The sequence below is a fragment of the Lentzea californiensis genome, assembly GCF_024648825.1.
GTDB classification, from domain to species: Bacteria; Actinomycetota; Actinomycetes; order Mycobacteriales; family Pseudonocardiaceae; genus Lentzea; species Lentzea californiensis.
Genome location: NZ_JANBBE010000001.1, coordinates 79691 through 100183, shown reverse-complemented (window position 1 = coordinate 100183; position 20493 = coordinate 79691). Strand labels below are relative to the sequence as shown.

At 68.7% G+C, this 20493-nt stretch carries 18 protein-coding genes; 7 read left to right on the top strand and 11 right to left on the bottom strand.

Annotation, left to right across the window (positions count from 1 at the left end):
- Nucleotides 1–67 precede the first annotated feature (67 nt).
- Entirely contained in the window at nucleotides 68–1231 is a 1164-nt protein-coding gene (locus LX88_RS00525; RefSeq protein ID WP_090067289.1) for an acyl-CoA dehydrogenase, read from the top strand.
- Between the two features lie 101 nt (nucleotides 1232–1332).
- Here the strand turns inward: LX88_RS00525 and LX88_RS00520 are convergent, their stop codons facing one another.
- The 4 genes from LX88_RS00520 to LX88_RS00505 form a co-directional block, all read right to left on the bottom strand.
- Nucleotides 1333–1824 (bottom strand): macro domain-containing protein, encoded by a 492-nt coding sequence (locus LX88_RS00520; RefSeq protein WP_258945960.1) that lies wholly within the window; start codon nucleotides 1822–1824, stop codon nucleotides 1333–1335.
- 28 nt (nucleotides 1825–1852) lie between these two features.
- Complete coding sequence (locus LX88_RS00515; protein WP_258945959.1) at nucleotides 1853–2209, bottom strand: hypothetical protein; 357 nt, start codon at nucleotides 2207–2209, stop codon at nucleotides 1853–1855.
- Between the two features lie 101 nt (nucleotides 2210–2310).
- Nucleotides 2311–2790: an SRPBCC family protein gene (locus LX88_RS00510; RefSeq protein ID WP_258945958.1), complete on the bottom strand. Its 480-nt coding sequence runs from the start codon at nucleotides 2788–2790 to the stop codon at nucleotides 2311–2313.
- Nucleotides 2787–3113 (bottom strand): ArsR/SmtB family transcription factor, encoded by a 327-nt coding sequence (locus LX88_RS00505; protein ID WP_258945957.1) that lies wholly within the window; start codon nucleotides 3111–3113, stop codon nucleotides 2787–2789. Before LX88_RS00505 ends, LX88_RS00510 begins: the two co-directional genes overlap by 4 nt.
- A gap of 313 nt (nucleotides 3114–3426) precedes the next feature.
- Here LX88_RS00505 and LX88_RS00500 point away from each other — a divergent pair, with 313 nt between their 5' ends.
- From LX88_RS00500 to LX88_RS00490, 3 genes are all read left to right on the top strand, one after another.
- Entirely contained in the window at nucleotides 3427–4359 is a 933-nt protein-coding gene (locus LX88_RS00500; RefSeq protein WP_258945956.1) for a trypsin-like serine peptidase, read from the top strand.
- An 86-nt stretch (nucleotides 4360–4445) separates the two neighbouring features.
- Nucleotides 4446–5207, top strand: a complete 762-nt coding sequence (locus tag LX88_RS00495) for an META domain-containing protein (protein ID WP_258945955.1) — start codon at nucleotides 4446–4448, stop codon at nucleotides 5205–5207.
- Between the two features lie 8 nt (nucleotides 5208–5215).
- Complete coding sequence (locus tag LX88_RS00490; protein WP_258945954.1) at nucleotides 5216–5989, top strand: META domain-containing protein; 774 nt, start codon at nucleotides 5216–5218, stop codon at nucleotides 5987–5989.
- Between the two features lie 46 nt (nucleotides 5990–6035).
- Here the strand turns inward: LX88_RS00490 and LX88_RS00485 are convergent, their stop codons facing one another.
- Together LX88_RS00485 and LX88_RS00480 are read right to left on the bottom strand one after the other, a co-directional pair.
- Nucleotides 6036–6296, bottom strand: coding sequence for a hypothetical protein (locus LX88_RS00485; RefSeq protein ID WP_258945953.1), 261 nt, complete (start codon nucleotides 6294–6296; stop codon nucleotides 6036–6038).
- 4 nt (nucleotides 6297–6300) lie between these two features.
- Nucleotides 6301–10494 carry a hypothetical protein gene (locus tag LX88_RS00480; protein WP_258945952.1) on the bottom strand — a complete coding sequence of 1398 codons (4194 nt, stop codon included), beginning with the start codon at nucleotides 10492–10494 and terminating at the stop codon, nucleotides 6301–6303.
- A gap of 324 nt (nucleotides 10495–10818) precedes the next feature.
- On the opposite strand from LX88_RS00480, the gene LX88_RS00475 reads away from it, so the two are divergent.
- Entirely contained in the window at nucleotides 10819–11235 is a 417-nt protein-coding gene (locus tag LX88_RS00475) for a DoxX family protein (RefSeq protein ID WP_258945951.1), read from the top strand.
- On the opposite strand, the gene LX88_RS00470 is transcribed toward LX88_RS00475, so the two are convergent.
- The 3 genes from LX88_RS00470 to LX88_RS00460 form a co-directional block, all read right to left on the bottom strand.
- Nucleotides 11216–11902 (bottom strand): TIGR03089 family protein, encoded by a 687-nt coding sequence (locus tag LX88_RS00470; protein ID WP_258945950.1) that lies wholly within the window; start codon nucleotides 11900–11902, stop codon nucleotides 11216–11218. The two genes, LX88_RS00475 and LX88_RS00470, sit on opposite strands and share 20 nt — an antisense overlap.
- 9 nt (nucleotides 11903–11911) lie before the next feature.
- Nucleotides 11912–13102, bottom strand: a complete 1191-nt coding sequence (locus LX88_RS00465) for an LCP family protein (protein ID WP_258945949.1) — start codon at nucleotides 13100–13102, stop codon at nucleotides 11912–11914.
- 69 nt (nucleotides 13103–13171) lie between these two features.
- On the bottom strand, nucleotides 13172–14641 hold the full coding sequence (locus tag LX88_RS00460) for an LCP family protein (protein WP_258945948.1): 1470 nt from the start codon (nucleotides 14639–14641) through the stop codon (nucleotides 13172–13174).
- Between the two features lie 195 nt (nucleotides 14642–14836).
- Here LX88_RS00460 and rfbB point away from each other — a divergent pair, with 195 nt between their 5' ends.
- A complete protein-coding gene (gene rfbB, locus LX88_RS00455; protein WP_258945947.1) occupies nucleotides 14837–15823 on the top strand; it encodes a dTDP-glucose 4,6-dehydratase in 987 nt (328 codons plus the stop codon).
- A gap of 4 nt (nucleotides 15824–15827) precedes the next feature.
- A complete protein-coding gene (rfbD, locus tag LX88_RS00450) occupies nucleotides 15828–16676 on the top strand; it encodes a dTDP-4-dehydrorhamnose reductase (RefSeq protein ID WP_258945946.1) in 849 nt (282 codons plus the stop codon).
- Nucleotides 16677–16913: 237 nt separating this feature from the next.
- Here rfbD and LX88_RS00445 read toward each other — a convergent pair whose 3' ends face one another.
- Nucleotides 16914–18005, bottom strand: coding sequence for a glycosyltransferase family 4 protein (locus LX88_RS00445; protein WP_258945945.1), 1092 nt, complete (start codon nucleotides 18003–18005; stop codon nucleotides 16914–16916).
- Complete coding sequence (locus LX88_RS00440; protein WP_258945944.1) at nucleotides 18006–20492, bottom strand: glycosyltransferase; 2487 nt, start codon at nucleotides 20490–20492, stop codon at nucleotides 18006–18008. It abuts the gene before it with no gap.
- Nucleotide 20493: the final 1 nt, after the last annotated feature.

Genomic DNA, 20493 nt, shown 5'->3' with positions numbered 1-20493 from the left:
ACAGCGGCGTCCGACGTGAACGGGCGCTAACATCGTGCACGAGTACTCGCTACCGGGAGGTAACAAGGTGAACCCGAGCTTCGGCACCTATCAGCTCGCCGAGGAGCACGAGGCGCTGCGGGAGGCCGTCCGCTCGCTCGCCGAGAAGGAGATCAAGCCGTACGCGGCCGAGGTCGACGAGAACGAGCGCTTCCCGGTAGAGGCGCACAACGCCCTGGTCAAGGCGGGCTTCGCGGCCGTCCACGTGCCCGAGGACTACGACGGCCAGGGCGCGGACTCCGTGGCCACCTGCATCGTCATCGAGGAAGTGGCCCGCGTCTGCGCGTCGTCCTCGCTGATCCCGGCCGTGAACAAGCTCGGCACCATGCCGATCCTGCTCTCGGCCTCCGACGAGCTCAAGCAGCTCGTCATGCCGTCCATCGCCTCGGGCGAGGCCATGGCGTCGTACGCGCTGTCCGAACGCGAGGCGGGCTCCGACACCGCGTCCATGCGCACCAGGGCCCAGCTCGACGGTGACCACTGGGTGCTCAACGGCACCAAGTGCTGGATCACCAACGCGGGCGAGTCCACCTGGTACACCGTCATGGCCGTGACGGACCCGAACGCCCCGAAGAAGTCGCAGGGCATCTCAGCCTTCGTCGTGCACAAGGACGACGAGGGCTTCTCGGTCGGCCCGAAGGAGCGCAAGCTCGGCATCAAGGGCTCGCCGACCCGCGAGATCTACTTCGAGAACTGCACCATCCCGGCCAACCGCATCATCGGCGAACCGGGCACCGGCCTGAAGACGGCCCTCCGGACCCTGGACCACACCCGCCCGACCATCGGCGCCCAGGCAGTGGGCATCGCACAGGGCGCACTGGAAGCAGCGGTCGCGTACGTCAAGGACCGCAAGCAGTTCGGAAAGTCCATTTCGGACTTCCAGGGCGTCCAGTTCATGCTCGCCGACATGGCGATGAAGATCGAGGCAGCCCGCCACATGGTCTACGTGGCAGCCGCCAAGGCAGAACGCGGCGAGCCGAACATCGGCTTCATCACCGCCGCCGCCAAGTGCTTCGCCTCCGACGTGGCCATGGAGGTCACCACGGACGCGGTGCAGCTCTTCGGCGGCGCCGGCTACACGCGCGACTTCCCGGTCGAGCGGATGATGCGCGACGCGAAGATCACGCAGATCTACGAGGGCACGAACCAGGTGCAGCGCGTGGTCATGTCCCGCGCCGTGCTCAACGGCTGAGGTTTCGACGGTCGGTCTGGAGGCGCGAGCCTCCAGACCGACCACCGCTCGGCGATGAACTAGCCGAGTCGGTCGGCGAGTTCATCGCAGCCAGCACAGCGTCACAACCCCAGTCGCGCGGCATTTCCCGGGCCGTACAACACGACCGTCGCGTCCAGCGGCCCGAGCTTCGCCGCGATCAACGGCTCCACGTCGGCCCACGACAGCCCACCCAGCCCGGCCCCGAGCGGCGGCACCGCCACCGACCGCAGGCCGAGCGCCTCGATCACCCGGGCCAGGTCGTCCAGCCCGGAAGCCACGTCGGACAGCTTGGACCGTGACCGGAAGTGCCCCTTGGTCGGAAAGCTGATGAAGCACCGATCCAGAGACGCCACGTGCACGCGTCCCAACCTCACCTCTCCGGCAGCACAGGCAGCCGCGTAGGCCGCGAAGTAGCCGGGGAAGCGCTGCTTGAACTGCAGCGCCAACCCCTTCCCCATCACGCCCACGCAGTTCACCGCGTTCACCAGCGCGTCGACATCGGCGTCCAACAGGTCGCCGGAACCCTGCACGATCACGAGCAATCCCCCCGGTGGCGTCCGGAAACGCATCATGCAGGACACCACCGACAAGATCGCCCGATCAGGCAGCCACGCAGGTGCCGATCGCCTCCCCGACGGCCCCCTTGGCACCCAGCACGCAGGGCGAGGTGGGGGTGATCGACTTGTCGGCGAGCTGCTGCGAGAACGCGACGGCCACGCTCATCAGCCGAGTCGGACTGCCGCTGTCCCGGGCGGCCTGCACCGCCGCGGAACGGGCCTCCTCGGTCGTGCACGACAGGTCCGTGCCGAACTCGTCGGCGCGCGGCAGCCACAGGGCTTTCGTGCCGGGCGCGCACGGCACGATCTCCCAGCGGGTGTCCGGGGCCGCGTGAGCGAGGGGTGCTGACAGCACGGCGAAGCCGAGCATGAGGGCCAGAGCCACGAAGAAACGTCCCATGCACCCGAAGGTAACCACGAAGCCGGGACTCGACCGGGCGAAACGTTGCCACAAAAGGTGGTTACGCAGTGGAAGCAACCACTGTGGACTGTCCTGGAAGGTCAGAGCGTGGCCAGGACCTCGCCCAGGCGCTCGTAGGAACGGCCCGCGCCGTCCGACATGCCCGACGCCAGCACCGCGTCACGCGCTTCCTGTGACACCAGGCGCATCGTGGTGGTCATCGTCGTGCGGCCGTCCTCCTCGACGAACGACACCGTCGACACGGCCGGTGGGTTGTCCGCGAAGATCTCCGTGTTCACGAGTCGCGAGTGCGGCGTCACCTCGGTGTATTCGCCGTGCATCTCGAACGCGCCGGAGCCGTCCGGCTGCGCCCAGCCGTAGCGCCACTTGCCGCCCACGCGCAGGTCGACGTCGCAGATCGGCATCTCCCAGCCGTCCGGGCCGAGCAGCCAGCGGCGCAGCAGTGCGGGCGTCGTGAAAGCCTTCCACACCAGCGAAGCGGGCGCGTCGAACGTGCGCGACATCGCGATCTCGGTGTCGGACGGGAGGGTGACGGTCGTGCCGGACTTCACCGTGGTCATTTCTCGTTCTCCTTCATCTCGGTCAAGAGTGCGTCCAGGCGTGCGTAGCTCGCATCCCAGAAGCGGCGGTAGTTCTCTGCCCACACAGCAACCTCCCGAAGAGGTGTCGCATCGAGCTGGCAGGGCCGCCACTGGGCCTCCCTGCCGCGGGTGATCAGGCCTGCCTTCTCCAGCACGCGCAGGTGTTTGGAGATCGCCGGGCCGCTGATGTCGAACGGCTCGGAGAGCTCCTTCACCGTTGCCGGGCCCTCGGTGAGCCGCGCGAGGATCGCCCGGCGGGTCGGGTCCGCCAGTGCGGCGAAGGTGGAGCTCAGCTGGTCCATCACGTACCTAACCGCTTGGTTATCTAACCTCTGGGTTAAGTAGACCCACGACGGCGGGCTCTGTCAACCCTCAAGTTCAAGATCAACAACTTGGATAGCGCTTTCCGATGCGGCGCATTCATGTCGGAAATGACCCGTACGGACCCCTTTCTAAAGGGCGTGGAATGCGAACAAGGCCGAGTGGAGCAATTTCTGGGAAGCGCTGGACAGCAGGTCAGAGGCGTCGCTACGTTCGAAAAGCCGCAAGTCCACCTCTTTTGGTGAGGTATTTCGAATGAGAGCGAAAAGAACTGTAACTTTAGTGTTTGGATTTGTGCTGGCTGCTTCCGTTTTCGTGCCGACCGCGCAGGCGGCACCGAACGGCAGCGCTGCCAGCCAGGCCAGAACCTCCGACAACAAGATCCAGACGGCCGCCGCGGCCGAGCAGTACTGGACCTCGGAGCGCATGGCCAAGGCGATCCCGGCTCAGGCTCCTGCCACCGTCCAGGCCTCTTCCCCACGCCAGCCCTCGGGTCGTGCGGGCAGCATCGAGGGCGTCGCACCCTCGGTGAAGGTCAAGGCGGAGCGCGCGCAGGGCATCGGGACGATGTTGAACGAGGCGTCGACGGTCGGAAAGGTGTTCTTCACCAACCCGGTCAACGGCCTGAACTACGTCTGCTCCGGCGCGACCGTGAGCAGCACCAAGAGGAAGCTGGTCCAGACGGCCGGGCACTGCGTGCACGGCGGCGCCGGCGGCCAGTGGATGTCCAACTGGGTGTTCGTCCCCCGCTACCGCGACGGTGCGCGCCCGTTCGGCACGTGGAGCGCGTACACGCTCACCACTCGCACCGCCTGGATCAACTCCAGCAGCAGCGACGAGGACATGGGCATCGTCGTCATGAACACCCTCGGCGGCAGCTCGATCGCCAACGTCGTGGGTGGCAACGGGTTGCGCTGGAACTGGGGCTACTCGGTGGCCGTCACGATCCTCGGCTACCCCGCGGGTGCGCCGTTCAGCGGTGAGCTGCAGTACTTCTGCCAGGGCACGACCTGGAACGGCCACGGCCAGCAGGTGCGGGCCTGGTGCAACATGACCGGCGGATCGTCCGGCGGTCCGTGGCTGCAGGAGTACAACGACCAGAACGGGCTGGGCTACATCAACAGCGTGGTCAGCCACCGGCACGCCGACGCCAGCCAGATGGACGGGCCGTACTTCGACAACGACGTCAAGAGCCTCTACGACTTCGCCGAGTCGCTGTCCCCGTGACCTCGAACTCTCCGTCGGCCGGACGCGGAAGATCCCGCGTCCGGCCTTCGGGCAACCCCAACGCCACGACGTTCCGTCCTACGCGCATGAGCAACCGAATCGCGCTCGTCGTCCTGCTCCTCGCCGTCACCGCGGCCTGTGGCAGCCCCTCCGCGGGCCAGGGCGCCGACCTGCGGGGCAAGGTGTACGTCTCGTCCTCCGTGACCGAACAGGGGCAGCCGCGTGCCATGGTCGAGGGCACGAGGGTGGAACTGAGATTCACCGACGACGGCAGGCTCCTCGCCCGAGCCGGCTGCAACCAGATGCAGGGCCCGGTGGAGCTCGACGGCGGCAAGCTCTCCGTCACCGACCTCGGCATGACCGCGATGGGCTGCCCCAAACCCGAGCTGCACCAGCAGGACGACTGGCTGTCGAAGCTGCTCGGAGCCACACCGTCCTGGAAGCTGGACGGCACGAACCTCGTGGTCTCCGGTTCGAACGCGGAGATCGTCCTCGCGCCGGAACAGCCCGCGACCCTGGAGGGCACCTGGACCGTCAACGGCCTCGCCACGCGGGACGCGGTCTCGTCCGTCCCGGCCGGGGTGAAGGTCACGATCACCTTCAAGGGCGGCAACATGATGGTGGACACCGGCTGCAACATGAACGGCGGCGAGAAGCCCTACCAGCTGGACGGCCAGACGATCAAGGCCAAGCTGGGGCCCACCACCCTGAAGGGGTGCGGTCCGGTGGACGAGGTGGAGAACGCCGTCCGCGCGACGTTCGAGAACGGAGAGGCGACCCACGAGATCGACCGCGCCACGCTGAGCCTGACCAACGCGTCCGGCGCGGGCCTGAAACTCGGGAAGTAGTGCCGCACATGGGTTCCCGGCTTCTCATCGCCGTGGCACTGCTCGTCACCGCGTGCGGAACCGCTGGAGGAGGAGGAAACGGCGTGCAGGGCAAGGTGTTCACGTCCACGTCCGTCACCGAACAGGGCAAGCCGCGCGCTCTGGTCGAAGGCACGAAGCTGGAACTGAGGTTCACCGCCGACGGCAGGCTGCTCGCCCGAGCCGGCTGCAACCAGATGCAGGGCCCGGTGAACCTCGACGACGGCAAGCTCACGGTCACCGACCTCAGCACCACCGACATGGCCTGTCCGGGCGAGGGCCTGCACGAGCAGGACGAGTGGTTGGCCAAGCTGCTCAACGGCAAGCCGTCCTGGAGGCTCGACGGCCCGAACCTCGTGCTCACCGGGGCGAACGCCGAGATCGTGCTCGCGCCGGAACCTCAGGCACCGCTGGAAGGCGTCACCTGGACCGTCGAGGGCATCGTCACCAAGGACGCCGTGTCGTCGGTGCCGGACGGTGTGACGGGCACGGTCTCCTTCAAGAACGGCCACATCTACGTGCAGGGCGGCTGCAACAGCGGCTCCACGGACTTCACCGGCGCCGAGAAGTACGAAGTGGACGGTCAGCGGATCACGTTCGGCGGCAGCCTCGCCATGACCTTGATGATGTGCTCGGAAGACAAGATGAAGGTGGAGGGCGCCATCCTCGACACCCTCGGACTGGGGGAGGTCACCTTCGAGATCGACGGCGACACCCTGACCCTGATGAACGCGAACGGCGTCGGCCTGAAGCTCCGGAAATGACGGAACCGGGCCGGGCGGAGTGCCCGGCCCGGTTCACGGGGTTGGATCAGCCGCCGTCGCGCTCGCGAACCTCTGCGGTTCGACGCGCTTGTGTGGCTTCGAAGCGAGTGGCGTCTTCTTCGCTGATCTCCACGACCTCGCGGTTGTCCCTGCCTGTCCTGATGCGGTCCATCAGATCGGTGCGGGACCATTGGAGGCTCGTCTTGAAGCTTTCCGCGAACTCACCACCCACGCGCACCACGGCGAACGGGTTGTCCAGGGTGTCGTAGATGCCGAGCAACGCGTAGTACCTGTATTTCCTCGCCATGGGGTCAGTTTCCTCCCGTCTCCAACTTGAACTGCGGGATGTTCATGTACGCCGGCAGAACCTTCACGTCGGCGAAGAGCAGGGCTGACTGCGCCCTTGCGAAGTCTGCCTCCAGCGCGGTCAGACCGGGGACGCGGAGCAGCTGGTACCAAGGGTGTTCGATGCTCTTCGCGAGCAGGCTGCTCTCCGTGTGGAACTGCATCTCGAAGAGGTGCCCGGTCTCCCTGTCCCGCCAGGTGGAGTTGATGCCCTTGTATGCGTTGACTTCGGCGTACTTCTTCCAGAAGTTCTTGACCTCGACCTTGTCATAGAGCACTTCCATCTTCTCGATGGCAGCCTTGACACCGTCGACGTAGGACGCGTCGTCCAGCACGATCGTGTACCGGACGCTGTCGTTGATCTCCTTGAGAATCGTGTTGATGTCGGGCGTTTCTTCGATCTCGCCGACGACCTTGCGCTTCAGCGAGTCAGCACTCTTGAGGGCTTGGTCCTCGCCGTACAGCCGACCGGTCCGCACCTCGGTGGCGAGGACCTTCATCTTGGGGGTGAGCCTCGACCCGACTCCCTCCGCGACCTTGAGGAAGTCGTTCACGGCCTTGTTGGGACCGGCTTCCAGCCTGAGCGGCTGGCCGAACTCCTCCGCGGTCCAGACACCCGTGACCGGGTCGTCTACGCCCTTCACGTTCTTTGCCGAGGTCGGCGGTTCGATCTTCTCGATCTTCTCGAACTTGAACTTCGCGCCCTCGATCTTGGCGAGGCCGTTCTCGAGGGTGATCTGCAGCTCGGCCGCTTCCGGGTCCTTCTCGATACGTGCGACCGAACCGTCCAGCCTGGACGGATCGCCCTCGGGCACGAGCTCGACGTCACGCAGCTTGTAGAGCCTGCCGTCGAGGTGGACGAACCCGCCGGTCAGCTTGGCCACGCCGTTGTTGACGGCGACCTGCAGTCGGTTGACCTGGGCGAAGTCACCGGGAAGCCGGTTCGGGACGTTGTCCGAGACCTTGATCAGGAACGTGCCGAACTCGCCGACGTCCTTGGCGATGATGGCGGTCGCCCGGCTGATCGTGTTCCGGACTACGTTGAGCGCGCCGGACAACGCGTTGCCGCCCAGCGGGCTGGTGACGACGTTCGCCAGCACGTCGAACATCGACAGGCCGAACGCCTTGCCGGGGTTGTCGTGCCAGACGTCGAGGTGCACCAGCTTGTACGGGTTCTGGGCGACGTCCTTGAGGCCGGCGATGATCTGCGCGCAGGCCGCGACCGACGACTGACCGCCGACGTTCAGGCAGTTCCCGAGCGTGACGATGCCCTGCCAGGTGTTCTTCGCGCCCTCGACGAAGCCGTCGACGGCGTTCTTCGCGAACTCCCCGATCTTCCTGGTGGCGTCCTCGAAGTCGCGGCACGCCTGCTGGTCGCCGCCCTGGCAGTTGATGCCCTTCGCGATGTAGTCGCCGGTGCCGGTGATGCCGTCGAGCCAGAGTTCGGCGTACCGCACCTGCATCTCGACGCAGCCCGGTGCGAGCGGCGAGATCCCGCACTGCAGCAGCTTCCCGAAGCCGTCGGTGAACTGCTGGTTGAGCTCGTTCTGCTTGCGTTGGGCGTCCGCCGTGATCTTCTTCTGCGCTTCCTCCGCGCGTTTCTTGAAGTCGGTGAACTGGTCGAGCGCCGTGCCGACCTCGTCGCTGAACTTGTGGATCGACGCCGTGGCGTTGATCGCCCACTGGTGGATCTGCTCGGCGGCGGCCGCGGCCTGACCCGCCGTCTGCGCGGCACTCGTCGCGACGGCTGCCGCGCTCGCCGCACCGACGGCGTCCGAGCGCGCTGACGACGAGTGCTGCGCCGCCGTGTTGGCGGCGGCGTGTGCGCCCGCCGCGAACTGCGTGGCCGCGTTCGCCGCGACGGTGGCGGCGACCGCGTCCTCGGCGGCCTGCTGTGCCGACCTGGCGGCACGGGCGGCGGCCTCGTAGGCGGGCTTGACCTCGGCGACCGCGCGGTCCGCCGCGAGGGTGGCGTCCTGCGCCGCCTTCTGGGCCTCGGCCGCCTTCTCCTGCGCGGCGCGGGACTGCTCCTCGCCGATCAGCAGTGCCTTGGCGGCCAGTGCCAACGCCTTGCGGGCGTCGGCGTTGATCCCCGCGTACGGCCTCGCGACGAGGTCGGTCATCCGGGCGGGGTCGATGATCAACGAGGCAGATGCGGCCGCTGCCGCTGCCGCCCGGTCGGCGATCGCGGACTGCCAGACAGCCGAGTTGGCCTCGGAGATGGCGGCTTCCGCCTCGCACTGCGTCTGCTCGGCGGCGGCCAACGTGGCGACGGCGACGTTGGCCGCCTCCATGGCCAGGCGGTTCGCGTCGTCCGCGGCACGGCGGGCGGTCACGGCCTCCTGCTCGGCACGGTGGGCGGCCGCGCGGGCGTCCTGGGCCGCCTTCGCCGCCTTCTGCGCCTCGGCGGCCGCAGCCGCGGCAGCCGACTGGGCACGGCTCGCCCACGCGGCGGAGGCGTTGGCCTCGGAACGGGCCCTGCCTGCCGCCTCCGCGATGTCCTTCGTCGCCTCGTCGGCGTTCTTGCCCGCCGCGATGGCCTCTTCGCGTGCCTTCCTGAGGCCTGCCTCTGCCTGCTCGGCGAAGGTCATCTGGCCCTGGCAGACCGAGGTCGCCGTCTTGAGCTCACGGCCGGTGCGCTGGACGGCCTCGATCGTCTCCTGCTCGCGCACGCCCGCCTTGACCGCGTCGTTGCGCGCGGCGACGGCGGCCTGCGACCTGCCGACCGCGTTCGCCGACGCGGACTGCGCGGCGAGGCGCTGGTTGCGCGCGTTGACGGCGTGCTGGCGCGCCTTGGTGGAAGCGGCCTCCGCGACCCGCTTCTGCTCCGCGGCCTTGTCCCGCGCGGTGGTCGCGATGCCGAGTTGCACGCGGGCCGCCGTGGCGAGCGCGGCGGCCTGTTCGGCTCCGCGTTCGGCTTCCTGCCGGTACTTCTTCGCGTTCTCGGCGTGCTCCTGCGCGCCGGCGTTCGCGTCCAGCGCACGACTGTCGGCCAGCGTGGCCTCGGCCGCGTGCTGCGAGGTCTCGGCGGCCCTGGCCGCGGCCTCCACGGCGGCACCGATGGCGATGGTGACCTTGGCCCAGTCCGCGCCGTTGGTCATGCCGGTCTCGATCAGTTGCACGCCCGCGCTCTGCGCACGGGCGGTCGTCCCGGCGGACTCGAGAGCGATCCGTGCCGCCCTGTTCGACCAGTCGGTCGCCTCGGCGCGCAACGCGTCGATCTCGGCAGCGCGGCCCCGCTGACCGTGTACCCGGCCGGGCTTGTCATCGCGGTGGATCTCGTCGGCCTTGTGCGCGGCCCTGGCGGCCAGGTTCAGCGCCAGCGTCACGTCGTCGAGGTTCTTGACCGCGTCGATGTTGGCGCGCAGGATCTCCGCCCGCGCGTTCGCCGCCTTCTCGGCGCGCCGTGCGACCGCCTCCAGGTCGGTGATCGCCTTGTTGCGGTCGATCAGCGCCTGCTCGATGACGGCCTGGAAGTCGTGGTCGCGCTGGTTCGCGACGTGGTACCCGGTGAGGTAGAACTCGCGGATCAGCGCGTAGTCACCGCGCAGCAGCAGCGGCGTGCCCTCGATCTTGACCTGCGGGCCGCCCATCTCGACCATCATCTTGACGCGGGCGATGATGCGGTCCTGCTCGGCCTTGTCGTCCTCGGCCTGCTGCTTGTCCCGCTTGAGCGCGATCTCGTAGCCGTACGCCACGAAGTCGCGGATCGCCCGGTCGCCGGCGTTCAGCGCCGCTTCCGCGCCCGCCTTGACGTTCGGACCGCCCGTGCGCGCCCATTCGACGACCTTGGCGCGGTTCTGCGCGGCTTCGACGCGCTTGCGCTCGTCGGCCTTGGCCCTCGCCTCGGCCTCGCCGTGGTCGAGGAACCAGAGCAGTCTCTCCTTGGTTCCCACGGCAAGTGCCGCCGCGGCGGCCTCGCGGACCTCGACGTCCTCCGCGTGCTCGGCGATGTCCTGCACGAGTTGCTTGTAGAACTCGTGCTCCTCGTCGACCGGATCAGCCGGTGGCGGGTCCTGGCTCTGCTGCGTGAGCACGGGTGCGGGTGCGGCGACGGCGGGTGCGACACCCCCGACCAGTGCCAGCAGGACCGCGAGGATCACGGCCGTGCTCGCTCTGCGTCGCCACCAGGCAGCGCTGAACTCTCTTGCGTCTTCCACTCGTCACTTCCCCCAGGCAGGTGCGGATCACGGGCACGCTGAGGGAATGGCTGCCGCCCGCGGACGTGCGGGCACGCGCGGTCGACGCCTCATGAATCCCCCCAGGAATCACGATGTGGCACGCGTTGTTTAACACGCATCACACCTGGCCTGTTCAACTGCGTCAGCCGTGCCGAACCAGGACTTCGTGTCCCCCCGACCTGCGAACCTAAGGACTCGCTGTCGGCTTCCTGTCGGAACCATGAGGGTCGTTCAAACCTGCACTAGTTTTGGTTCGAGGCTGAACGACCTACAGCCGAACGACAGGATCGGGGAGCAAACATCATGGTCAAGGACGTCGCCGCACTCATCGGGCGCATCGCCGTCGGCATCGTGTTCGTCGCGCACGGCTGGCAGAAGTTCACCGAGTACGGCATGGCCGGCACCGCCGGGTCGTTCGACAAGATGGGCGTACCACTGCCGTCGGTGTCCGCGTGGTTCGCCGCGTCCGTCGAGCTCGCCGGTGGGCTCGCGCTGATCGCCGGGCTGGCACTGCCGATCGCGGGCGTCCTGCTCGCCGTCAACATGCTCGGCGCGTGGCTGCTCGTCCACCTGCCGAACGGCCTGCTCGGCGAGGGTGGTGCGGAACTGGTGATCGTGCTCGGTGCCGCCGCTCTCGCGCTCGGCTTCAACGGTGGTGCCTACGCGCTGGACCGCGTGCTGTTCAAGAACAACAAGGTGCTCAACCCAGCTGCCGTGTGACCTTCTCGCTGTCCCGGCGCGCGGCCAGCAGGCCCGCGTCGGGATTGCTCACCTGCACGAGTGAGCCGCCGGCCGCGAGCACGGCCAGAAAGCCTTCCAGCACAGCGGAAGGCGAGTCCCACTCCAGAGTGGACAGCACACGCGGCTCGGTGCCGAGCGCGGCGCCCAGTTCGCGGGCCTGAGCGACCACCTCGTCCACAGTGGACTCGTCGAGTGCGGGCGTGGAACCCGCGACCGGTTCCCACGGCATGAAGTCGTCGCCGTGCACGCGCACGTCGTCGGCGTAGTCGACCGGAGCGCCGGAGCCCAGCCCCATGGGGTGCAACGAGGCCACGGCCACGACGTCCGCGTCCGCCGTGCCGCCGGGCGGCACCACGGCCACCTTCGCGCCGGAGAAGCCCGCGCCGACCACGCGGGCGCCGCACCACCAGGCGCCGAGCAGCAGGCCCACGGTCTGCCAGTGCGCGGGCAGCAGCACCGCCACCGGGTCACCGGGCTCGACGTCGTGCTCGTCACGCAGCCAGTTCGCCGTCTTCGCAGCCCAGTTCTTCACCGTCGCGCGCGAGAGCTCGATCCGCGTGCCGGCCGCGTCGTCGTAGTGCGTGATCAGCGGACGACCCGGATCGGCCTTCAGCAACGGCGTGAAGAGGATCTCGGTCACGCTCACGAGGCACTCCTAGTCGACGCAGGGCACATCTTGCCGGGCTGCCGCGACAGCGGGCGCGCCGTCCAGCGAGAGCAGCTTTTCAGGGCCGAACCGCGACGGGGTACTCGGGGTCGTCGACGAGGGAGCGGGCTTCGCGGTCTCGCCGATCAGCTGGGCCACCCACGCCTTCACCGCCTCGCGGTCGACCGTCACGATGCTCTGCCCGCGCTCGTTGCGGCCGTCGATGCTCGTCACCGGGATCGTGGCGAACTCCACGTTGCCCGTCGCGAGGCCCTGCGCCTGCGTCGCCAGTGTCGCGATGTCGAGCTTCTGGTCCACGACGACGGACTTCGACACGGCGTCGAGCAGGCCGCTCATCTTGCCCGGATCGGTGAACGTGCCCGCCGACAGCAGCTGCTTCATCGCCTGTGACATGAACACCTGCTGCCGTGCGATGCGACCGAGGTCACCACCGGGCATGTTCCGCTGCCGCACGAACGACAGGGCGTCGCCGCCCGAGATCGTCTGCGGGCCCGCGCGGAAGTTCGCGCCGGAGTTCGGGTCCGACGTGCCCGCCTTCAGGCACACCTGCACGCCGCCGATCACCTCGGTCAGCAGGTAGAAGCCGTAGAGGTTGATCTCCGCGTAGTGGTCGACGCGCATTCCCGTCAGGTCCTGCACGGCCTGGACCAGCGCCTTGCGCCCGGCCTCGTCCGACTGGCGCTCGCGCTCCTGCTGGTCGCTCACGCCCTCGGCCTGCAGCCGTTCGGCCGTGAGGTGCTTGACCGCGCCGTACGCGGAATTGATCTTGTCCTCGCGGTAGCCGGCGATCGGGACGTACGTGTCGCGCGGGATCGAGATCGCGCTGGCCTTGCCGCCGTTGCGGGGGACGCGCATCACGATGATCGTGTCGGTGTTCACCGTGTCCGTGCCCTCGGTGCGCAGCTTGCGCAGCACGTCCGCGGGAAGTGGCCGGCCCTGCGCGTCCGTCCGGCTGTCGCTGCCCACCAGCAGGATGTCGATCGCGCCGTCCTCGACCGGTGGCGAGTTCGGGATGTCCTCCAGCACCTGGAGGATCTGCGTGGTGTTGGTGTTCTCCTTCACCAGCCGCAGCGCTGTCCAGAAGTAGCCGGAGACCGCCAACGTTGTCACGGCCACCAGCGCGACCACCGTACGGCCTATGACCCGTGCGGTCTTCTTCGCGCGTGCGGCAGTGCTCAACGTCTGACCCTCCGTGGACTGTGTGTGCGTGCTCAGCGTAACTATCGGAAGAGCGTTACGCCGGGCGTTTCAGTTGACGCAGACCAGTCCGCCCGCCGTGATCGGCGGGGTGCTGCTCGAACTCGCGGCCGTCGACGTGCCGGGAACGCCCTGCGGTTCGACGTCCGAGTCGTCCGGCGCCTGGTAGTCGCCGCCGACGAAGACCTGAATCTGTCCCTTTCGGACGGACGCGTCCTCCTCGACGCCCACGCCGGCGCCGAGTTCCGCGGCGACCTTGCGCGCGGAGCCCTCCTCGCCGACCGCGTGCCGCACGACCGTGGTGTCGCTGTTCTGCGTGGCCGACGCGACCGGGCCGCGCTGGAAACCCTTGGCGGTCAACGTGTTCATCACCTGCGTCGCGAGACCCTGCACCCCCGCCGCGTTGTAGACGGCCACGGTGATCGCGGAGTTCGGCGGCGCGGGCAGGCTCGTGCTCGTCGTCGGCGGGGTGCTCGACGTGCCCTTGTCCGAGGCCAGGCCGGTGAGGAACTTGCGGACCTCGACCGGGTTCACCGGCAGCACGTTGCCGTCGCTGTACGTGTCCGTCGGCTCGCCCACCGGAATGGTCTTGAACTCGAACTTGCCGCCCACGAGGCCCTGCATCTGCTCGGCGAACGTGGTGATGTCCCAGCCGGAGCTCAGGATCACGGACTTCTGCACGGCCTCGACGAGTCCGTTGAGCTTGCTCGTGTCCGTCAGGGTGCCGGTAGAGAGGACCTTCTTCGCGAGGGCCCCGATGAACACCTGCTGGCGCACGATCCGGTCGAGGTCGCCGCCGGGGAGGTTCTTGCGCTGCCGCACGAACGACAACGCGGCCGCGCCCTCGATCGTCTGCTGGCCCGCCTGGAAGTTCGCGCCGGAGTCGCTGTCGGAGGTGGGCTCCCTCACACACACCTCGACGCCGCCGATGGCCTTGGTGACCTCGTAGAAGCTGGCGAGGTTGACCTCGGCGTACCGGTCGATGCGCACCGCGCCGCCGGACATCCCCTCGATCGTCTTGATCAGCGTCTTGCGGCCGGCGGCCATCGACTCGGTGCGGATGCGTGCCTCGTCCGTCACGCCCTGTGAGCGCAGCTCCTGGTCGACCGTGTTGCGCTGGCGGGCGAACGCCGAGTTGAGCTTGTGCTTGCCGAACCCGTCCGCCATCTCGACGTAGGAGTCGCGCGGGAACGAGATCGCGACCGCGCGCGTGCCGTCGACCGGGATGTGCACGAGGATCATCGTGTCGGTGTTCTGCTCGCCGTCGGGGATGCCGCCGTTGAGCAGGGCCAGCACTTCCTGCGACAGCGGGTTGCCCTGCGCGTCCGTGCGGCTGTCCATGCCGACCAGCAGGATGTCGACCGCACCGTCGAGCGGCTTGGGGCCCTGCTGGGCGAGCTCGTCCGAGATGACCTCGGTCTTCACGATCCCGTCGTTGGTCGTGCGGAGCTTGTTCCAGCCGTACGACGTGATGAGGAGCACAGCCGCCGAGACGAGGGCCACGAAGATCTTCCCCGTCACCAGGAAAGCGCGAAGGGCCGCAGACGGCCGGTTTCCGACCACTCTGACGGGCAGACTCCTGCCTTCCACAGCCGTTTCCTCCCCCACCACACTGAGTTTAGTCGTTTATAAGTCACACGACGTGACGTTGCTGTGGGTTGCAGCGATCAGGTAGGTGACAGACTGCTGTCGGGGTACACCACGGGAGGAAATGGCATGCGCGTACTGGTGACAGGTGGGGCCGGTTTCATCGGCTCGCACTACGTGCGGGAGTTGGTGAGCGGGTCCTACCCGGCGTTCGCCGGTGCCGAAGTCGTGGTGCTCGACAAGCTCACGTACGCGGGCAGCGAGACCAACCTCGCGCCGGTGGCGGGCAAGTTCGAGTTCGTCCAGGGCGACATCTGCGACGCCGCCGTGGTCGCCGAGCAGATGCGCGGCATCGACGTGGTCGTGCACTTCGCGGCTGAATCGCACGTGGACCGGTCCATCACGGGCTCGGCGGACTTCGTGCTCACGAACGTCCTGGGCACGCAGACGCTGCTCCAGGGGGCTCTGAACGCGGGCGTGGGCAAGTTCGTGCACGTCTCGACGGACGAGGTCTACGGCTCGATCGAGGACGGCTCCTGGACCGAGACGCACATCCTCGAGCCGAACTCGCCGTACTCGGCTTCCAAGGCCTCTTCGGACCTGCTCGCCCGTGCGTTCCACCGCACTCACGGATTGCCCGTGAGCATCACACGGTGTTCGAACAATTACGGGCCGTACCAGTTCCCCGAGAAGGTGATTCCGCTCTTCGTCACCAACTTGATCGACGGCCGGAACGTGCCTCTCTACGGTGACGGCCTGAACGTGCGTGACTGGCTGCACGTGGCCGACCACTGCCGCGGCATCCAGCTCGTCGCCGAGGGCGGCCGGCCGGGTGAGATCTACAACATCGGCGGCGGTACCGAGCTCACCAACCGCGAGCTGACCGAGAAGCTGCTGGAGGCGACGGGCCGCGACTGGTCCGCCGTCGAGCCCGTGCAGGACCGCAAGGGCCACGACCGCCGCTACTCGGTCGACATCTCCAAGATCGCGTCCGAACTGGGCTACGCCCCGCAGGTCGACTTCACCGTCGGTCTCGCCGACACGGTCGAGTGGTACCGCGAGAACCGCGCCTGGTGGGAGCCGCTCAAGGAGCGCGCCGCGCTGGTGGAGGGCTGACCCGGTGATCCTCGTTCCCGGAGGCCGTGGCCAGCTCGGCCACGACCTCGCCGCCCTGTCCGCCGACGTCCGCGCGGTGTCCTCCGCCGAGCTGGACGTGACCGCGGTGACGGCCGCCGACCTGGCGGGCGCCTCCGCGGTGGTCAACTGTGCCGCCTACACCGCGGTCGACGCCGCCGAGACCGACGAGGAACGCGCGTACGCGGTTAACGCCGTCGGTCCCGGCCTGCTGGCGCAGGCGTGCGCTTCCCTTGGCATCCCGATGATCCAGGTCTCGACGGACTACGTGTTCTCCGGCGACGGCGAGCGGCCGTACGAGACGACGGACCCCGTCGGCCCGAAATCCGCCTACGGCCGCACGAAGCTCGAAGGCGAGCAGCGCGTCCTGGAAGCGGGCGGTTACGTCGTGCGCACCTCGTGGCTGTACGGCGTGCACGGCTCGAACTTCGTGAAGACCATGGCGGCGCTGGAGTCCTCGCGGCCGGCTCTGTCCGTTGTGGACGACCAGGCCGGTGCGCCGACGTGGTCGCACGACCTCGCCGCCGGACTCCTCGAGCTGGTCTCGGTGCGGCCCGAGACCCGTCTGCTGCACGCGACCGGTGTCGGCCAGACCACGTGGTTCCGGTTCGCGCAGGCCATCTTCGAGGAGCTCGGCGCCGACCCGGCGCGGGTGCGGCCGTGCACCACGGCGGACTTCCCGCGCCCGGCCCCGCGACCCGCCTACTCGGTGCTGTCGGGTGCGGCGTGGGCAGCGGCGGGACTACGCCCTTTGCCGCACTGGCGCAGCGCCCTTTCGGCGGCGTTCCGGGCAGGGGTGGTAGCTCCCCGTACCGGTGCTGCGCCATTGGAGTGACCGGTCTGGCTTGGTAGTACCAAGTGCGGGACCCTTTTCGGCATGTTCGATTCCGGGCGCAAACCTCAGCGTCCCGCGACAGAGGATTCCGATCGGCAGCGCTTCCTGAAGTGCGTTGCTGTTGTCACGGGTTCGCGACAGGTGTCGATGAGTCAGCTCGACAAGCGTTCACCGAGGCCGCACTCTCGGTGAAGTAGTTGGGGCGTCAGGGTTTCCTGACGCCCTCCAGCACGCACGTCAGGCCCGGCTGCGCCGGTACGCCTCGACCGTCTTCTCCGCGCACCGGCGCCAGGTGAACCCGGACGCGTACGCACGCCGTTCGGACTGCGCCTCGGGGGTGGTCGGCGCCGCGACGGCCTGGGCCAGGCCGTCGGCCAGGGCCTCGACGTCCCCGACCGGCACGTGCAACGCGTGCCCGCCCGCGACCTCGCGCAGCGCGGGCACGTCCGAGCACACCACAGGAACGTTGCAGGCGAGTGCTTCCAGCACCGGCAGCCCGAAACCCTCGTCCCGCGACGGCAGCACCAGGGCCGTCGCCCCGGCCACCACCGACCGCAGGTGCACGTCCGGCAGGTATCCGGTCCGCAGCACCCGGCCGTCCACGCCGGCCCGGCCCGGTCCGACGATGACGAGCGGCGGCAGCGACGGATCGGACGCGTGCGCCTTGACCAGGTACTCGAGGCCCTTGCGCGGCCCGTCCGCACCCACGAACAGCAGGTACTCCGAACCCAGTCCCAGCCGGCCGCGCAACGTCGGTGACGGCGGCCGCGAGGCGAACCAGGCGGGGTCGACGCCCAGTGGCGTCACCATGACCTTCTCCAGCGGCACCGAGAACCGGTCCGCGACGACCGAGGCGACGGCCGCGGTCGGCGTGCAGATCACGTCCGCGCGCTGCGCCGACAGCCGGACGAGCTCCGGCAACCGGCGATCGGACGCGGGCAGGTCGCCGGGGGAGTCCAGGAACGCCAGGTCGTGGATCGTGACGACCTTGCCGGCCCGGAGCGTCGGCGGCAGCACGAAGTTCGTGGCGTGCATGACGTCGGTGAACCCGGTCAGCACCTCGACCGGCGGGAACGGGGCGCGCAGCCACAGCTGGCGCAACGCCCGTGCCGAGACGGGCAGGCCGCGTGCCGTCACGTCGTGCGGCAGCACCGTCCGCAACGCGCGCCAGCCGCGCAGCGTGAACGCCACCGCCCGCACGTCGACGTCGTCCGCCATCGACGCCAGTTCTTCGGCCAGCGCCGCTGTGTAGCGGCCGATTCCGGTGCGGTTTCCGAGCAGGGGGGTGCCGTCGAGCAGCACCCTGAGGGGTTTCGGGGATCTCGCCATTTACCTGCCACCACGCGCGATTTTCCGCAGACGCCCCGTCGCCCGCTTGGCCAACTCGGTCGGGCCACCCGCGTCCAGGTACTCGCGCACCAGGAGCAGGTCCCGCTTCACCTTGTCCGCCTTGCTCAGCCCCGGTGTGCGCACCATGGGGGCCGAGCCGGGCAGACGGTCCGCGGCGGGCCTGGGGTTGCGGCAGAACTCGGCCAGTGGCGCGAGCGCTGTCTCCCAGGTGAACCGTTCGCGTACGACGGCGATGCGCTCACGGCACGAGGCCGCGAACTCCTCGTCGTAGAGCACCTTCTCCAGCGCGTCGGCCAGTGCCTCCGGGTCCTCCGGTGGCACGACGACGCCCAATCCCTCCCGCAGCACCAGGTCCGCGAACGAGTCGCCGGACGTGGTGACGATCGGCAGTCCCGCCCACAGGTAGTCGAGCACCCGCGTGCGGAACGCGAACGTGGTCTCCACGTGTTCGTAGTGCGTGGTGACACCGCAGTTCGCGTCGAGCAGCCAGTTCTGCCGCTCGGTGTAGGGCACCCACCCGTCGTTGAAGAACACGGTCTCGCCGGTCAGCCCCAACTGTGCGGACAACGCCCGCGTCTGGCCGGCGATGTCCATGTCCGGGACCTCGGGGTTCGGGTGCTTCATGCCCAGGAAGTACAGCTTCGCGGACGGCTGCCGCCTGCGCAGGTGGTCCATCGCCTCGATCAGCGACAGCGGGTCGAACCAGCTGTAGACGCCACCGGCCCAGATCACGACCTTGTCCGCGTCCGTGACGCCCGGCACGACGCCCTTGATCGCCGGGCCGGTGCGCTGCGGCGGCTTGCCCGACAGTCCGAAGGGGACGATGCCGAGCAGCGACTGCGTCGTGGGGTCGTTGTCGTACAACGTCGGGGTGAGCCTGCCCAGCGCCGCCAGGTGGCCCAGCCAGAAGTGCCGCTGCCGTTCCGACGCGCACAGGAAGAAGTCGCCGCGTTCGAGCTGCGTGTTCAGCACCTTCGTGACGGCCGCCAGGTCGAGCGCGCGCTTGTCGTCCGGGTTGTCCTTGCCCTGTTCCAGCATCTCCAGGTGCATCGGGTCGTACATGTCGCAGACCACGATCTTGGTCGACGACTGCTTCTTCAACTCTCCGACCATCTCCAGCGCGTGGCCCTGCAGCACGACGACGTCCGCCCAGGCGACGTGCGGCGGCAGTTCCTTCGGCCGGGCGCGTTCGATGCCGAACGGGGCGTCGGGCGGCGCGCACAGCGGGTTCGTCGTGACCAGCCGCACCTGGTGCTCGCCGGACAGCACGTCGGCCATGTGCCAGGCCCGGATCGCGGGCCCCGCCATCCGGTCGGAGATGGCGTCGCCGGTGATCACCAGCACCTTGCGCGGCTTGCCGAACACCTCGTCGAGGCCCAGGACGTCGACGAGGACGTCGTGCGCGGCGAGGTAGCGCGGCAGGGGATAGGCGGGTTCCAACGCCTTGCGCATCAACGGAACGAGGTCGGTGTCCGACATCCGGCGGGCGGCCTGCTCGATCTTGCGCGACTCGGCCAGCGACGGCATCAGCTCGACGAACTGGTCGATCGCGAGGAACCCGGCGAGCGCCTGGCGCGACACCCCGACGGGCTCGCGGTCGGATGCGGGGTCGGCCGGGCGGCGGGTGATCTCCAGCTGCGTGGCGTCGATCTCACCGCGCGCCGTAGCCCGGCGCACGCACAGCGCGAGCGCCGCCGGCAGCACCTTGGCCAGCGTCTCGTCCGAGAAGTTCTTGTACAGCGCCATGAGCGCGTTGCGCTCCAGCAGGTACAGCTCGCGGCTCTCGTGGATCGAGCTCATCGACGCGTGGTGGCGGTGGAACGTGAGCGACGCCGGTTCGTAGCGGACCCGCCAGCCGCGCAGGTTGAGCCGCCAGCCGAGGTCGACGTCCTCGTAGAACATGAAGAACCGGTCGTCGAACCCGCCGAGCTCGCGGTAGACCTCGGCCCGCACGAACATCGCCGAGCCGGTGCCGAACAGCACGTCCTTGGGGCCGTCGTGGCTGCCGTCGTCGGCCTGACCGGCATGCCGCTTGTAACCCATGCCGAACCAGGTCAGCCCGCCGTCGACGAAGTCGATCTTCTCGCCGTCCCAGTCGAGGACCTTGCTCGCGACCGAGGCGACCGCCGGTTCGGTGTGGAAGACCCTGATCGCGGCCTTGACCCAGTTCCGGTCCGCGCGCGCGTCGTTGTTGAGGAACGCGAGCACCCCGCCCGTGGCGTGCTCGACGCCGAGGTTGCAGCCGCCCGCGAAGCCGAGGTTCTCCGGCGAGGTGACGATCTTGACGCCGGGCAGTGCGGCCTGCAGCCGTGCGGTGTCGTGCGCCTCGTTGTCGACGACGATCACCTGGAGCAGCTCGGCCGGGTAGTCGACGTCGGCCAGTCCGCGCACGCAGGTGATGGTGTCGTCCGCACCGCGGTAGTTGACGACGACGACGGACACGACGGGCAGAGAGGCACGATCCACG